Origin of the sequence: Flavobacterium sp. UBA6135 (assembly GCF_002428305.1) — a bacterium.
GTDB lineage: Bacteria > Bacteroidota > Bacteroidia > Flavobacteriales > Flavobacteriaceae > Flavobacterium.
The window spans coordinates 1-16,404 of the sequence record NZ_DIVJ01000032.1; the positions used below are offsets into that span (position 1 = coordinate 1).

Sequence of the window (16,404 nt, forward strand, 5' to 3'; positions counted from 1 at the left end):
TGAAACATATATTCACGATGATAACTACTCCAAAAATTATGAGCATTTTGCAAATATCCGGCCCCGTGAACAAAAACTACCGCTGCATTGTTTTTATTTTTTGCGTTAGGTTCGTAAACTCGAGCATAAACATCGGCTCCGTCTTTGGCTTTGAAAGTGATTACTTCAGGTGATTTCCAAGTATAAGCGTCAAATGTTTTAGTTGTTGAAAAGGTTATTTGCTGTAACGTAGCATTAGGTTTGTTTTCGCCAATATATAATTCCCATGGTTTATTTTTTGATGAATAGCGAACCAATAGCGTTTTTTCGTCTGGTGATACTTCTACTTCGTGTGCTCCTTCTTTGGTTAGAATCGGAATCATTTTTTGAGAAGCAATGTCTAATTTATAAAATTCTCTATTTCCGGGATGCGAAGTATTGGTTGATAGATAAAACGATTTTCCATCATTGGAAAGTTTAACCACCTCTCTCACCTCCCAATTTCCTTTAGTAAGTTGTGTTTTTTGTTTGGTTTTTAAATTCATTAAATACAAATGCGAATATCCGGTTGCTTCCGATTGAAAATAAATGGTTTGATTGTCTTTCAAAAAACCTAAAGTGCCTCGACTAAATGCATAACCGGGAATTCCGGGTCCGCCAATCCAAGCTTCATCATGTTGATGTTCTAATTCTGTGATACTTCCGGTTTCAAAATTTAATTGGACAATCCAACGGTCTTTATTGTCTTGGCTTCGGATTTCAAAAACGGCTAAACTTCCGGCTTGATTAAAAATCGGGGCTTGCATCACAATTGCTTTTTCTCCTTTTTCCTTTTCTTTTAATTTATCATACTCTTGGTAGTATTTTGGAAACTCAGAAATCCCCGTTAAACCCGAAAAAGAAACATAATAAACGGAGTCTTTTTCGTGGCTATAAATACCCATTTTGTGTTTGCTCAAATTGTCAATTGAAACTTTTGAACGGGCGTTAGTATTTTTTGTATAACCATCAGCCGTTATGAATTGCTCTACTTTTGTTGAACTAGTTGTTGCATAATCAGATAATCTAAAGGTTACGAATTTAGCGTCAGGTGAAGGTGTAATTTGTTCTAAAGATGATTTCTCATGAAAAATTTCTTTCGGAAACTTTTCTTTCAATTTTTCTGCTTGTTCTTTATTCCATTGTTTTTTTGATTCTTGATCTTTTATAAATTGAAATAATTCACTTTGTTGTTCAGATAAAAAATTGGATTTATCCTCTTTACTTCCTGTTTTCGTTCCTTTAAAATTTGTAATTTGAATCAGCGTTGCCGCTTTGGTATCCAATTGAAATAAATTGTTATTTTGATTAAAAAATATCTGATTAGGATTTGAACTTCTTCTAACATTGGAAACACCTTGAGAAGATTGGTATATTTTTTTTGTCTTTTTAGTTTTCTTATCAAATTCATACAACACTCCTTGATTTATAAAAAATAAGGTTGGGAAATCTGTTTGATTGTCATTTCTAATTCTTGCTGCAATTAAATCACTTGGAACTACTCTTTCAGGGTTTTTCATTCCTTTTTTCCAATAGAAAGCACTATTCCCAAGTTCATTTTCCGGATTCCAATCAAAATAAACAGTTGTTCCATCAATTGACCATCTATGATTTTCGGGTTGATGACCAATAAACTCATCACCTTTCATGATTTCACTTAAGGTTAATGATTGGCCAAAAAATAGTTGAAAAAGTAAAAGGGTAAAATAGGTAAAAAAATATTTCATTATATTAAAGCTTAATTCTCAAATATCAATAAGTAAACTATTTTAAAAAAAAAGCAAATTATCGCTTTAGTGAAAAATGGCCTTTAAAATTTCTCTTTTCATCTAAAAAAACTTTGTACCAATAATCCGAAGAAGGCAAAATTTTTCCATTTAAAGAACCATCCCAACCTCTTTCTAAATTATTATTATCCATAAAATATAGTAATAAACCATAACGGTTAAAAATATAAACTTTTATATCTGGAAACAATTTTAAAATTTCATAACTAAGTATCCAATAATCATTAATTCCATCTCCATTAGGAGTAAAAAATTTAGGAAAACGAAGTAGGAAAACCTCAGTATTTATTGTAGCTTCACAATTAAAAATATCTCTAACATAAACTGTGTGAAGACCTGGTTGTACATTTGAAAAAACATAGGACAAACCTTCTCCAAAATAATTAATCCCATTGATTGAAAATTCATAAACACTATTTCCTGAAACAGATACATAAATCTTATCTTCTTCTGCTTTTACTTCGGTAAATTCGGGAGTATTTGCGTTAACAACTACAAAGCTTTTAACTGTAGAACATAGTATACCGTTTTCTATTTTGGACACCGTAACTGAAAAAAAACCACTTTCAGTCAACGAAAAGAATCGTGAATTAGAAATTATTGTGCCGGAAGAATCTTTCCAAATCCAACTTCCATTATTTACACCACCATCTAGAACTTGTGTTGAATGCATTATAGGATCACAGATTATATAACTATCTTGAACATTCAAAACAATTTCTGAATTAACTATCAACTGAATAGGCCCAATTCCTCCACATGAGAAATCATCATTTTCAATTCTTATCCAAATTATTGTAGTTGAAGTTGTGTGATATCTTCCTTCAATAGGGTTTGCTTTAGTTTGAGCATCTTGTTCGGTATGAAAAAAAGTAATCGTGGATGAAGAAGGAATATTTAATTGATTTCGAATTTGATCTTCTTTAAAGCCTATATTGAATGTTCCTTCCCCATTGTTGAGAATATTATCTGAATCTTCACAAACATACATATTGGCTATTGGGTCTAAAACGATATGGGATGATTCAAGGAAAAAATTACTTATTAATTCACACCCTTCCAGGCTAATTATCTTTACAAAAATTTCTTCTGGATTTGTTTGATTTTGATATATCTCATAATTTTCTATTTGATTGGTGTCTGAAATTGCATCATTAATCGTTTGATAAAAAAAATATTCGTAATCAACGCTAGGGTTATTCATTTTATTACCAATTTCCTTAAGGTTAAAAAAAGACACCCCATCATTGTTCGAATCACATTGAATCAAAACTTGATTTGGTTCAAGAGAAGGTAAAGAATATACTTCAACTTCTTTATATAAAATAACAGGATAATCATTTATAACTATTGTTGCTTTTACAAAATGAATTCCTGTTGTTTGAAACTCATGTGTGGGGTTCATTAAAGAGGAACTAGTTCCGTCTCCAAAATCCCATAAAACTGATTGAATAGGTGCATATGCATCTAATTTAAAATTGAAATTAGTTCCAATACAATCATCATCAACAATTATTCTGTTTCTTAAAAAAGATGCAACAAAAACAGGTAATCCCCTTATTGATCTACTTGGATTTAGGCTAATAGTATTAACTTGAAAGATACTTGCTTCACCTATTAGATGAGGTTTGTTTATAACACTAATTCTTCCCAAGGGATTTTCTTCATTACCTTGGGCTATATAAATTTTACCATTTCTAGCTAATTGTAAAGACTTACAGTTTGGAACACTAAATACAGGGTGAATTACAAAATCTTCTACCGGATTTATTTCAACCTGTACAACAGTATTATTTCCTGAGTAATATAAAATATTAGAATCTTGAGAAAATTCTAATCCGTAGGGATTAATTAACAATCCTAGTCGAGGAGTCGTGCTAAATTTTTTAATATAACTAATACTGCCATTTTCATTATTAAGATTGTATAAATAAATTTCTCTATTATCAAAATCTGTTACTGCAATATGTTGACCGTTAGGAGAAATTTTCATTGCTCCTTTTGCACCTAAAGCATGATTGTTTTGTGTATGGGCTTGTGGAGCCGAAATTCCATTTTCTGTAATGTTATAAACTCTGAAGGTGTTTCTTGGGGAGTCAGCTAAATTCTCCTCCTTTCCAAAAGTAATTAATCGTATAGTGTTACTCTCTGCATGATGTATTGCTGCAATTCGACTTATTGAAGGACGATTGGGATCTGCCAAAATATTTTGTTCCTCAAGATAACCCAACGGAAACTCCGGAGTAAAACGAATTATAGAACGTATTAACCCGTTCACTTGATTTTCTTTAGCCGAAAAAATATAATAAGTAGTTTCATCATTTGGTTTTGGAATAATGATGGTGGTTTGAATGTCTTCAATTTCATTTGCCAAATAAAATGCATCTTCAATAATTTCGTGATTTCTATTCCAAACCACTCTACCATTTGTATAGAACAATAGATTTCCATCTTTATCGGAAATACTCGCACATCCGGCTGGAGTATCCATACTACCATCATTAAGCACTTGAAACAATCCGTCACTAAAGTTCATGCCCGAATTTTCTCCAAAATACCAATGGTTTGTCTCATTTTGCGACAAAACAATAGTAGAAAAGAGTAATAGAAAGAAAGTAAAACTTTTTCGAAAGTAGTATGAATTTGGTTTAAAAATCATTGAACAGCTATAAAGTCAATCCATAAAAGTAATAAAATTATGTTGTTTAAATCGCTTTTTCTGTCATTAATTAAAAATTAACATATTGAATTAGTGGTAATAGAGTGAAGAAGTGAAAAAAAGATGCCTTCTCTAATTAATTAGATTTAAAGTTGAATTGCTTTTTAATCTTTGAAAATTGAAAACAACACATTTATGAATCTTAAGAAAAGCCCTCTTTTTATTCTATTTTAATTGCTAAAAATTACGGAAATTTTTTATATTTTTTATATGTTTAATAGATTTTAAATCTAATCCGATAAAAAAACGTTACACTTATTAATTATTTTATTTTTAACAAACAGCTAAGTTAGTATATCCAGTTGCTGCTGACTCCTATAAATTTGCAGCAAAGTTGCAGCAAAGATCTTCACAAAAAAATCCAATTTATTTAAACGTTGAAAAAGATGCTGGCCACTCTGGAAAAGTTTCAAATTACGTTGATAGAGTTGAAAAAAAGGCGGACTTCTATAGTTTCTTACTCTATCATCTAAAATAAGAAAGTCACGCTATTCACGTGACTTTCTTAAATATGTGTTATTTTGATTGACGTATTTTCAATAAAAATATTCTTAATTGTTCAACGCTTCCGCACCACCAACAATTTCTAAAATTTCATTAGTAATTGCAGCTTGACGGGCTTTGTTATAAGTCAATTTCAGTTGATTTCTCAATTCAGTTGCATTATCAGTTGCTTTGTGCATTGCGGTCATTCTAGCTCCGTGTTCTGCTGCAAATGAATCTCTGATTGATTTGTATAACTGTGTTTTTAATGATTTTGGAATTAACGTAATTACAATCTCTTCTTTTGAAGGTTCAAAAATATAATCTGAACTTGCAGTTACTGCACCAACTAAAGGAGCTAACGGTAAAAATTGTTCCGTTTGTACAATTTGAGTAGCTGCATTTTTGAATTGATTGTAAACAATTTCAATTCTATCATAAACACCAGTTGTAAACAAATTGGTTAAATGTTCAGCAATCTGTGCGACATTATCAAAAGTTAAGTCATCATAAACATCACTTCTGTTTTCAACAACCTCATGAGTTTTACGCAAAACATCATTTCCTTTTTTACCAATTGTAAAAATATCAACTTGTTTACCAGCATACGAATCAGCGATAACTTTAGCTTGCTTTACAACATTTGAATTGAATGCACCACATAAACCACGATTTGAAGTTATTACAACAACCAAAACTTTTTTAATTTCTCTTTGGGTTGTAAAAGCACCTCCAACTTCACCTTCTAATGAAGCACTCAAACTTTGAAGTAATTCCGTTAATTTTTCGGCATAAGGTCGCATAGCGGTAATTGCATCTTGAGCCTTTTTTAGCTTAGCTGCAGAAACCATTTTCATCGCAGAAGTAATCTGCATCGTTGATGAAACGGATGTAATTCTGTTACGTATTTCCTTTAAGTTTGCCATTTTTTATAATGAGTCAATGTGCCAATTTATCAATGTGTCAATTAAAAAATAATTGACACATTGATAAATTGACTAATTAATTATATTTCGCTGAAATTTCTTTTGCTACTTTCTCTAAAACATCAGTAATGTTGTCATCCAACTTACCTGCTTTTAAAGAATTAAGAACATCTCTGTGTTTGTTGTTCAAGTATTCGATATAATCTTTTTCGAATTCTTTTACTTTATTAACAGGAACATTTCTCAATAAGTTTTTAGAACCTGCATAGATAATTGCAACTTGATCTTCAACAGTATATGGATCGTTTACGGCTTGTTTCAAGATTTCAACATTTCTTCTCCCTTTTTCAATTACATTTAAAGTAACTGAATCTAAATCAGAACCAAATTTTGCAAAAGCTTCCAATTCACGGAACTGAGCTTGATCCAGTTTTAATGTACCCGATACTTTTTTCATTGATTTAATCTGAGCATTACCTCCAACACGCGATACCGAAATACCTACGTTAATTGCCGGACGAACCCCTGAGTTAAATAAATCACCATCTAAGAATATCTGACCATCTGTAATCGAAATTACGTTGGTTGGAATATACGCAGAAACGTCACCTGCTTGTGTTTCAATGATTGGTAAAGCGGTTAATGAACCTCCACCTCTTACGATTGGACGTAAAGAATCCGGTAAGTCGTTCATGTTTTTTGCAATATCATCATCTGCAATCACTTTTGCAGCTCTTTCTAATAATCTTGAGTGAAGATAGAAAACGTCTCCAGGATAAGCTTCACGTCCTGGTGGTCTTCTTAATAAAAGAGAAACCTCACGGTAAGCCACAGCTTGTTTAGATAAATCATCATAGATAATCAAAGCCGGACGACCAGTATCACGGAAATATTCTCCAATTGCAGCACCTGCAAACGGAGCATATACTTGCATTGGTGCAGGATCTGAAGCATTTGCTGCTACGATAACCGTATAAGCCATTGCCCCTTTATCTTCTAATGTTTTTGCAATTAATGCTACAGTTGACGCTTTTTGTCCAACAGCAACATAGATACAAAATACAGGTTGACCTGCATCATAAAATTCTTTTTGATTTAAAATGGTATCGATACAAACGGTAGTTTTACCGGTTTGACGGTCACCAATTACCAACTCACGTTGACCTCTTCCTACCGGAATCATCGCATCAATTGATTTGATTCCTGTTTGCAACGGTTCAGTTACCGGTTGACGGAAAATTACTCCGGGAGCTTTTCTTTCCAATGGCATTTCATAAAGATCTCCACCGATTGGTCCTTTCCCATCGATTGGATTTCCTAACGTATCAACCACACGACCTACCATTTGCTCACCTACTTTTAGGGAAGCGATACGCTGTGTTCTTTTTACGGTAGAACCTTCTTTAATACCTGTTGAAGGACCTAACAATACTACCCCAACATTGTCTTCTTCTAAGTTTAATACGATTGCTTCTAATCCGTTGTCGAATTGTACTAACTCTCCGTATTGAGCATTTGATAAGCCGTAAACACGAGCAATACCATCACCAACTTGAAGTACTGTTCCCACTTCTTCTAACGATGCACCTGATTCAAAACCAGATAATTGTTTTTTTAATATTGCTGAAATTTCAGCAGGTTTAATTTCCGCCATTGTTCTATATCTTTATTGGAATATTAATTACTAAATTCTCTCTTTAATTGTTGCAATCTGTTTGCTACAGAAGCATTGTATTGTTGATCGCCAATTCTCAAAATAAATCCTCCAATGATGGATGGATCTACCGTGTTGATTAACGTGATTTTCTTGTTTGAAAATTCATTTATTTTTGCCAAAACTTTTGCTTCTAAATCTGGAGTGATTGGGAAAGCAGTGGTAACTTTTGCCACTTCAATTCCGTTTAACACATCGTGTTGAGCATTATATTGCTCTGCAATTTCTCCCAAAATCTCGAAACGTTTGTTTTCTTTTAGCAATAAAAATAATCCTTTGGTGTCGTTTTGAACAGATGCAAAAATTTCAGATAAGGCATCATATTTCGCTCCCGGTTTTACAACAGGACTAACTAAAAAAAGCTTTAATTCCTCATTAGAATTTACCGTTTCGTTAATCAATTTCATATCTTGATTCACTACATCGGCTCTTCCGTTGGAAACAGCATTTTCTATAATTGCTTTGGCATATCTAATCGCAGCTCTTGACATACGGATTAATTTAATTTAGCATCACCTAACATTTTCTCTACCAATTTGGTTTGAGCTTCTGTGTTAGCTAATTCACTTTTAATTACTTTTTCAGCTATTTCTAAAGAAAGTGATGAAACTTGATTTTTCAATTCGGCCATTGCTGCATTTTTCTCATTTTCAATAGCGGCTTTTGCTTGAGCAATCATTTTCTCACCTTGAACTTGAGCTTCAGATTTAGCATCGTTTATCATTTTTTCTTTGATTTCACGAGCTTCTTTCATCATAGCATCTCTTTCTGCTCTGGCTTCGGCTAATAAACGTTCATTTGAAGCAGTCAAGTTTTGCATTTCTAATTTTGCTGTTTCAGCAGCAGCTAATGCATTGTTGATAGATTCTTCTCTGCTTTTTACGGCTCCTAAAATAGGCTTCCAAGCAAACTTTTTCATTAAGAAAAAGAAAACCACAAAGATGATCGTTGTCCAAAAAATTAAACTTTCCGGTGAAGTTAAGTTCATGTTTTATATAGATTAAAATTGTTTTACTTTTTTAAAAACAGTTTCGCAACCAACCGTTGCGAAACGTGTTCTTTTTTTTGAAAATTACTTTGCAATTAAAGCAACTACTACTGCGAAAAGTGCAACACCCTCAATAAGAGCGGCAGCAATAATCATAGCAGTTTGAATTTTTCCAGCAGCTTCTGGTTGTCTTGCCATAGCGTCCATAGCAGATCCACCAATTTTTCCAATACCGATTCCTGCTCCAATAACAGCCAATCCAGCACCGATTCCAGCTAATACCATAATGTTAAATTTATATAGTTAATAATTAAAAAAACTCAATTTTAGTGGTGGTCGTGCTCTTCTACAGCTTGACCGATAAACAAGGCAGACAACAAGGTAAATACATACGCTTGAAGAGCCGCAACCAACATTTCCAACACACTCATGAATAATACAAACGCTCCAGATACAGGAGAAATCCATGCGGTTTTGAAAATATAGATTAATGAAATTAAACTCAATATAATAATGTGTCCCGCTGTAATGTTAGCAAAAAGACGAATCATCAATGCAAAAGGTTTAGTAAACATTCCGATAATTTCTACCGGCCACATAATCGGGTATAATGCTTTTGGAACCGGTGGAGCAAAAATATGTCCCCAATAATTTTTATTAGCACTAAATGTAGTGATTAAAAAGGTAATGAATGCTAAAACGAAAGTGAAATAAATATTTCCGGTTAAGTTAGAACTAAACGGGAAGAATGGAATTAATCCGATTAAGTTGTTAATCCAAATAAAGAAAAAGATGGTTAACAAATACGGCATATACTTCGCATAATTTTTGTGTCCGATGTTTGGAATCGCAATATCGTCTCTAACGAATAAAACCAACGGTTCTAAGAAACCTGCTAATCCTTTGGGAGCCATTTTATTTTTGTTGTAGGAACGAGCAACTGCCGTAAACAATAAAAACAATATGATAACCGACATCAACATCGAGAAAACCAATTTGGTAATTGAAAAGTTCAACGGTCTTGCGGCAAAATTTAATCCGCTTTTGTCTGACTCATCAGTAATTTCAGCAAATTTATCGGCATAATAAATTACTTCTTTGTAACGAATGAATTTTTCTCCATCAATTTCAACTACTTCTTTTGCTTCATTATCATGGTGAAATTTTGAGGATGAAAATACTTTCAATCCGTTTTCTGTCCATAAAATAACCGGCAAATAAAATGTGATTGGATGACCATCCCAATCGGCAATGTGAAATTCGTGCGAATCACCAATGTGCGAATTGATTAAGTCTGTGGCATTAAACTCTTTATCTTCTGAATGTGATCCTCCGGCAAAACCGGAAATCGGCAACAGCGTTACTAATAAAACCGCAATAAACTGAATGGTACTTTTTGCTATTCTCATTTTTAAAATTTAGCAGAATTTAATGTCGTTAAAATTTCGTGCAAAGGTACATATTTAATTAATAAATGAAAATATATCAACACAATTTTTAAATAAAGGTTTGAAAGAAGCCTTTTTTTTAAGGATTACTCAATCAATTCGTATTTAAAAGCTTGACAGAATGGATGGTTTCAAACAATAAAAAAAGAAAAAACGGAATAAAAAAAGCTCCAACATCCGGAATTTTATCTTCAAAATCAGATTGAATTAACGGAAGAAGGAACACTACCGATGCCATCATCTTTAGAATTCCGGTGGCTAGAAAAGTATAACCGGTTTTATCAAAAAAAGTCACATTGACAAAAACCAGAAATAAATACAAAAAAAAAGTGAGTATAAAATGAAAAGCATAAACGCTGTAAACCGGATAATAAAAAGGTGTTTCCGCAAACAAAAAACGTGTAATCAGTAATTGAGCAACAAATAAAAGAATGGAAAAAGGTAAAAATTGTTTGATAAAAGGTATTAATTTTTCTTTCATGTGTTATTCTTTATTAAGATTTTTCACTTGCTGAATCACATTGTATAACGCTATAAAGACAGCTAACAATGAAAAAATAATAATATAAAGTGAATTTTCGTTTTGTTGTTTTTCGTCGAGCCAATTACCAAAATAAACTCCTGCAAAAATAATAACACCCATTTGAAACGGAATGTTCATTAGAACCAACCATTTATTAAGCGGTTTTTTCTTCGGCTCCTGATTCATTATGATGTTGAAGTAATTTTACGTTTGGCTTCATAATACATGTTGCACTAAATTCTGCTCCGGGTTCAACGGCTAATTTACCGCAAATTACTTCGCCACGTATTACTGCTTTTGATTTTAGACTAAGTACCTCGGCTATTTCTAGTTTGCCTTCAACTTTTCCTTCGATATCTGCATTTTTACAGCTAATTTCTCCTTTAATATAACCGGATGGTCCTAAAACTAATTTGCCATTTGAGTGAAAATTTCCAACTAATTCTCCATCAAATCTAAAATCTGCTAAAGAATGAATATCGCCTTTAATTTTTGTTCCTTCTACAATTCTGTTAGTTTTTCCTAACAAATCCGTATAGGATTTGGTTTCTTTTTTAAACATAATTATCCCTTTTTAGTTCCACCTGTTGGTGGTAATAATTCACTAGACTTCAAAATATCTCCTGGAGCCCCTTTTCCTGCCGGTGGTTTTTGAGTTCCTTTTCCACTAGGAGTTGTATTTTGCTTTTGAATGGGTTTAGTTGTTGCCGGAACAGAAGGTTTTGGAACATCTTGCTTTGGCAATGGTTGTGCAAATACTTTCTTTTCTAACGGTATATAATTTGGATTTAAATACTCTTTTAGGCTTTTTTTGATTTGAACCACTTTGTAATTTTCATTTGAAATAATTATGGTCGGTTCTGTTACTTTATAATCTTTAAACTCTTTTAAAATGGAAACAATATCAACAGCAGCTTCTTCATTTCTGATGCCATGGATCACTAAAAAATTTTGTTCTAAAGTATAAATATCAACAGAAGAAGTCAATTTTGTTTGGCCTCGGTCTTTAATAAACTTGGCAACAGTTTCTAGTAGTTTCTTTGTTTTTTTACTTTCTAAATCGTCTGCTTCAAAAATAATTTTCCAACTTGAAGGTGCATCTTGATTGAAATCCAAATTTTCTAGTTGAGGCATTTTCAGTCGCAAAAATTCTTCTGATTCTTTACCTTCTAGTTTATTAGGATAATTTAAAGCTACATAATTCAATCCGTTTTTGTATTCATTCAGTCCTTTCAATTTTCCGTTGGTTGTTGCTTTTAATAATTCCAATTTAGGCACAATTTCCTCTCCGGTAAATTTTTCAATTGCCTCGTCCATTTTAAAATAGACAGCTCTATAATCGCCGCTTTCATATAATTTAAACAATTGAGCATAAGCAATCTCCGGATCATCTGCCAAGGTTTGTGAACCGATAGATGAATTGGTCAAAATTTGAGCATATCGCGAATCAGGGAACTGATTGATAATTCTATCTTTCATTTGAGTCGCTTTGCTTTTGTCTATGATTTCGTAGACTTTATACAAATTATACATCGAAGGAAGCACCAAACGCTCATCTGGCTTGCTCTTTAAAACCATTTCCAAACGATTTGCTGCTAACTCATATTCTTTAAACTTTTCTTTGTAAATAATACCTAATTGATAGTAGGCAAAATTGCGTTCGGTTGCCAAACTATCTCTTTCTTTGGTGGTTTTTGGCAATTGATTGGTATAAAAAGAAGCTAAATATTTTGGATTTTCCTCTTTTGAATCTGAAATTGCTAAATCATTCGTTTGCTTCTCAAAATCTTCAGCCGCAACTGTTGTGTTTTTTGATTGAGCTGTTGAAGAACGCCAATAAACATTTTGATTGCGTTTTCCCCAACGTTTGACAAAATCCACTTTACCTTGTGCAACAGTTGCGGGGATATAAAAATAAAATTGTGAGGATGTCCCTCCGGGTGGTTGCATTTTTGCACCAATTGACTGTGTAGAACCCTGTGCAATAACCTCGTCTTGAACTGCTAATCGCTCTTGCAACTTGGCTTCTTCTTTTTCCTTTTTTGCTTTTAGCTCATCTTCTTTTTTTATTTTGGCTATATAATCTTCATAAAAGGAAATTCTATCACTTTCTGACAAAGCTAAAATATTCAGAATACTATCGTTCTTTTGAGCAATTCCTTCATATTTAATTACATCGTCAAGATTTTCGCGTTTCTTTTTGATGGCGTTATATTCACGTGTTCTTGGTTGAAGCATGACTAAAGTGCTGTCATAATACTTTCCGGATTCTTGGTATTTTGCTTTGTAGAAATAGATTTCTGCAATATTTCTGTAGTTTGAAGCCGTCAAATAATTGTTTTGTGTGCGGTTTTTTAATGATAAATTATAGTTGGCAACTGCGTGATTTTTTTTATCCAAAGCATCATAAAACAGAGCCTTTTGATGATGAAGTACATCCAAAAACGGTCTGTTCTCGCGATCTTTTATTAGTTTGTCAAATTTCTCAACAAATGCCAAAGTATCTCCATTTTTATAATCAAACTGACTTGCTTGATTAATATGAGCTTGAATAACATAACGTCTAGGCGATTTTCTGTTCATATCAATTACATTCTGATACATGGAATAAGAACTGTCTTTTGATTTTTGAACATCATACAACTGACCTAAAATAAACTGATATCTTGCTCTTTCTTCAGTATGTTTTGTAAATTCTGTTGCCAACTTTAAACTTTTAATCGCTTTAGAATTTTCATCTGTATTTAAATAAGCTTGAGCCAAACTAGCATGAGCATCTGCAAAAATTTGATCTTTAAACTTAATCTCATTTAATAATTTATTGAGATTATTTATAGCCAAAGCATCATTTTCTAAACGAATATTTGTTTTTTCTCTCCAAATTTTTGCCTCATAAATTTTATCACTATTTGGAAATTTGTATAAAATATAATTAAAGGCTTCTAGTGCCGGAATAAAACGCTGGTCGTAATACCTTGACTTACCTAAAAGCAAATGTGCTTCGTCTATTTGCGGATTTCTCTCTCGACCACCAATTAGCATGGAGCGTTTTTGAATAGCTTTAATTGCTTTGTCCTCCGACTTTTCAAAGTTTGCATCTCTTGAATCACCAGGCATCATGTTTTCTTCGGAAACTTGCATTCGCTCAATCGGCAAAATTTCCCAAAAATTATCATTATATCCTGATTTCAAATCCTTTAATCCGGTCTGAAGAGCAATATCACCATTGTATAATACATTATTTTTGGTGTTTAATGCTTGGAAATTTCTATTTACAAATTTGTCTTTTTTGGTAGAACAAGCCACCAAAAAAATAACTAATGTGACAGTAAAAAAATATTTTATAGTAGTGGTTTTCAAAGTAAAAACGGTTTATTGCATAACTAAAAACTTCGTGTTTTAGTATGTAGCAAGGGTAAAAATACGCTTCTTTTTGAAATACAAAAAAATATTGCTCACTTTTTATCAGTGAGCAATAAATACTGATGTATTCTCAAGCAAAAAACCAGAGAATTTATTAGGCCGCAAAAAATGCTTCTAATTCTTTTAAAGTTTCTGAAGACGGAACTAAATCAAGTACAATTTCACCTTTTTGTAACGCCACAATTCGGTTTGAGACCTCAACCGTGTGTTGCAAATCGTGACTGGAAACTAAAATTGTAACGGATGAATCTTCTGCCAATTCTTTAATGATTTTTTTCAAACGAATTTGTGTGGTTGGATCTAAATTTGCAAATGGTTCGTCTAGAATAATCACTTCCGGTTCTCCAATTAAAGCAGCAACTATGCCTACTTTTTTAGAATTTCCTTTGGATAAATCACGTAAATATTTTTTGTTTTTTAAAATTTCTCCATTGAAAAAATCTTCATATTTCACTAAAAAGCTATCCACATCAGCTTTGTTCCATCCGCGAAGTTCACCAATAAAATAAAAGTATTCTTCGGGTGTTAAATAACCAATCAAGAAAGTTTCATCAATAAAAGCAGAAGTAAACGGTTTCCATTTTTCGCTTGTATTAATTTGTATTGAATTACTGGTTATTAAACCCGTTGAAGGCTGAATCAAATCTAACAACAAACTGAAAAAAGTGGTTTTCCCGGCTCCGTTATTTCCAACTAATCCAAAACTTTGACCTTTTGGAATATCTAAATCAGCTATGTTTAAAACGGTTGTTCCGTTGTATGTTTTGGTAAGATTTTTAACTTGTATCATAATAATATGGTTATAGGCGATTGGTAAAGGGTAACTAGATAGGTCAATTTTTTTGTTTGTATGCGGCAATGGTTTCGTATTTCTGCTTTTTATAAATGTCTTCAATCATGTCAAATACTTTGTTTTTAAGAGCAAATCCTGCAATTCCTGCAAGAGCTACCAATAAAAATCCAATTAATTGATTAAAAAAGTACATCCCAATAAAATATAAAAAAACCGGAAGCACAATTTGAGGAATTATCAATAAAAGTGTTTTTACGTTAAATGCTTTTTTGTCACCAAATGCATTTTTGTTGCTCGTTAAATCAATTGGTGTTCGGGTGTATGCTCCAACTAAAAGAGTGATGTAAGCATTGATTCCAATATTGTAAAAAGCTACTGCTACAACTGCCAAATACACTTTCCAACCAAAATACAAATAAAACGAAGCCAAAACTGTTGACACAACGGTTACAATAACCATTAACCACCATTTTGAGCTCAAATAATCGCGGTATTTGATGTTTTGACTCATCATCAAATTATAATAGGAACTATCCCAACTCGGAACAAATTGACCAAAATTGAATAAAAAACCACCTGAAACAAATATGGCTCCAAAAATCATTGAAAATGGACCATCATAAGGTTTTATTGCTCCAATCATGAAAATCAATCCATAAAAAAGAAACATTACACTCATGATAATGACTGACCTTGCTCTTTTATTTCTTGTAATTAAACGAATATCATTTTTAAGAAATGTTCCTAACGTTCCAAATTGATCTAACCATTCAAAATTCTGCGTTTTGGCAATCTCGTATGTGGTTGATAATCCAGCATCGAGGTATAAGTTGCTTTTGAAAAAACTATGAACTATTTTATAAACTAAAATTAAGGTTGAAATTGGAATAATTACCATCCAAGCATAATCATACAATCCTTTGAAAAACAATACGGTATAGTTCGTTGCATCAAACAAACCGTAGTATTGTAATGCTCCTAAAGCAATGAAAATGACGGCAACAGCGTAAAAAACAACGTCTTTTTTATCAATCAAAATGTTTAAAAAATTGATGATTAATACCATTGCAATCATCCCAACCAACCAAGTGATTACACCCAAGACATCAAATCCTTCTTTTAATAAAACAACTGAAAGCGGAATAAAAAAGAAAAAATGCATGATATTAAAAAAAGACAATACTGATTTTCCTAATGTGAAATTGACAATTCTATCTTTTTTAATGTTGATATACAACAACGGTCGAATGTTCATAACCGGTGTTTTTTGCAGAAAAAAACGGAAAACCAAATCAAAAGCAAAGTAATAAAGAATGAATTTGTTTATTATTTGAAAGGGTTCTGATTTTGTTATGTCTTCAATAATATAATAGGATCCAGCTCCTAACAATGAAAATACTACAATAAAATACAAAGCCCCAAAAAGCATCAATATTTTGATTGCCAGATTGGTTTGAAAAGCGGCCGATCTAATAAATGATTTCCATTCGAGTGAGAGAAAACGTTTTATCATAAGTGGGTTGGTTTGGTGGTTATGTTTAAATTGGTTAACCTGTTTGACTACATTTTTAACGTTTTGTTA

At 32.4% G+C, this 16,404-nt stretch carries 14 protein-coding genes; all 14 read right to left on the reverse strand.

What is annotated here, in order from left to right:
* On the reverse strand, positions 1-1,745 hold a 1,745-nt coding region (locus B3L86_RS08340), incomplete at its 3' end, for a S9 family peptidase (RefSeq protein WP_291117569.1).
* A gap of 58 nt (positions 1,746-1,803) precedes the next feature.
* Complete coding sequence (locus tag B3L86_RS08345) at positions 1,804-4,341, reverse strand: T9SS type B sorting domain-containing protein (RefSeq protein WP_291117572.1); 2,538 nt, start codon at positions 4,339-4,341, stop codon at positions 1,804-1,806.
* Between the two features lie 734 nt (positions 4,342-5,075).
* Entirely contained in the window at positions 5,076-5,933 is an 858-nt protein-coding gene (atpG, locus tag B3L86_RS08350; RefSeq protein ID WP_291117575.1) for an ATP synthase F1 subunit gamma, read from the reverse strand.
* Positions 5,934-6,009: 76 nt separating this feature from the next.
* The gene (atpA, locus tag B3L86_RS08355) at positions 6,010-7,587 is read right to left on the reverse strand and encodes a F0F1 ATP synthase subunit alpha (RefSeq protein WP_291117577.1); all 1,578 of its coding nucleotides are present in this window, start codon (positions 7,585-7,587) and stop codon (positions 6,010-6,012) included.
* A 23-nt stretch (positions 7,588-7,610) separates the two neighbouring features.
* Positions 7,611-8,144 (reverse strand): ATP synthase F1 subunit delta, encoded by a 534-nt coding sequence (atpH, locus tag B3L86_RS08360; RefSeq protein ID WP_188361634.1) that lies wholly within the window; start codon positions 8,142-8,144, stop codon positions 7,611-7,613.
* Complete coding sequence (locus B3L86_RS08365) at positions 8,144-8,635, reverse strand: F0F1 ATP synthase subunit B (RefSeq protein WP_188361568.1); 492 nt, start codon at positions 8,633-8,635, stop codon at positions 8,144-8,146. Before B3L86_RS08365 ends, atpH begins: the two co-directional genes overlap by 1 nt.
* An 84-nt stretch (positions 8,636-8,719) precedes the next feature.
* The gene (atpE, locus tag B3L86_RS08370) at positions 8,720-8,920 is read right to left on the reverse strand and encodes an ATP synthase F0 subunit C (protein WP_023578147.1); all 201 of its coding nucleotides are present in this window, start codon (positions 8,918-8,920) and stop codon (positions 8,720-8,722) included.
* Between the two features lie 41 nt (positions 8,921-8,961).
* Positions 8,962-10,044, reverse strand: a complete 1,083-nt coding sequence (gene atpB / locus B3L86_RS08375; protein WP_291117582.1) for a F0F1 ATP synthase subunit A — start codon at positions 10,042-10,044, stop codon at positions 8,962-8,964.
* A gap of 133 nt (positions 10,045-10,177) precedes the next feature.
* The gene (locus B3L86_RS08380) at positions 10,178-10,564 is read right to left on the reverse strand and encodes a hypothetical protein (protein WP_291117585.1); all 387 of its coding nucleotides are present in this window, start codon (positions 10,562-10,564) and stop codon (positions 10,178-10,180) included.
* Positions 10,565-10,567: 3 nt separating this feature from the next.
* Positions 10,568-10,744 (reverse strand): AtpZ/AtpI family protein, encoded by a 177-nt coding sequence (locus B3L86_RS08385; RefSeq protein WP_349679486.1) that lies wholly within the window; start codon positions 10,742-10,744, stop codon positions 10,568-10,570.
* 16 nt (positions 10,745-10,760) lie between these two features.
* Positions 10,761-11,168, reverse strand: a complete 408-nt coding sequence (locus tag B3L86_RS08390; RefSeq protein ID WP_291117590.1) for a bactofilin family protein — start codon at positions 11,166-11,168, stop codon at positions 10,761-10,763.
* 2 nt (positions 11,169-11,170) lie between these two features.
* Positions 11,171-13,966, reverse strand: coding sequence for a tetratricopeptide repeat protein (locus B3L86_RS08395; RefSeq protein WP_291117593.1), 2,796 nt, complete (start codon positions 13,964-13,966; stop codon positions 11,171-11,173).
* 157 nt (positions 13,967-14,123) lie between these two features.
* Entirely contained in the window at positions 14,124-14,819 is a 696-nt protein-coding gene (locus tag B3L86_RS08400; protein WP_291117596.1) for an ABC transporter ATP-binding protein, read from the reverse strand.
* A 43-nt stretch (positions 14,820-14,862) separates the two neighbouring features.
* Entirely contained in the window at positions 14,863-16,335 is a 1,473-nt protein-coding gene (locus B3L86_RS08405) for a DUF5687 family protein (RefSeq protein WP_291117598.1), read from the reverse strand.
* Positions 16,336-16,404 lie beyond the last annotated feature (69 nt).

Bases quoted from the DNA above. Each gene is read 5' to 3' on its own strand.
- B3L86_RS08345 (WP_291117572.1), bottom strand. From the start codon at position 4,341: ATGAACTTTAGTGACGGATTGTTTCAAGTGCTTAATGATGGTAGTATG.
- atpG (WP_291117575.1), bottom strand. From the start codon at position 5,933: ATGGCAAACTTAAAGGAAATACGTAACAGAATTACATCCGTTTCATCA.
- atpA (WP_291117577.1), bottom strand. From the start codon at position 7,587: ATGGCGGAAATTAAACCTGCTGAAATTTCAGCAATATTAAAAAAACAA.
- B3L86_RS08365 (WP_188361568.1), bottom strand. From the start codon at position 8,635: ATGAACTTAACTTCACCGGAAAGTTTAATTTTTTGGACAACGATCATC.
- atpE (WP_023578147.1), bottom strand. From the start codon at position 8,920: ATGGTATTAGCTGGAATCGGTGCTGGATTGGCTGTTATTGGAGCAGGA.
- atpB (WP_291117582.1), bottom strand. From the start codon at position 10,044: ATGAGAATAGCAAAAAGTACCATTCAGTTTATTGCGGTTTTATTAGTA.
- B3L86_RS08380 (WP_291117585.1), bottom strand. From the start codon at position 10,564: ATGAAAGAAAAATTAATACCTTTTATCAAACAATTTTTACCTTTTTCC.
- B3L86_RS08385 (WP_349679486.1), bottom strand. From the start codon at position 10,744: ATGAACATTCCGTTTCAAATGGGTGTTATTATTTTTGCAGGAGTTTAT.
- B3L86_RS08390 (WP_291117590.1), bottom strand. From the start codon at position 11,168: ATGTTTAAAAAAGAAACCAAATCCTATACGGATTTGTTAGGAAAAACT.
- B3L86_RS08400 (WP_291117596.1), bottom strand. From the start codon at position 14,819: ATGATACAAGTTAAAAATCTTACCAAAACATACAACGGAACAACCGTT.
- B3L86_RS08405 (WP_291117598.1), bottom strand. From the start codon at position 16,335: ATGATAAAACGTTTTCTCTCACTCGAATGGAAATCATTTATTAGATCG.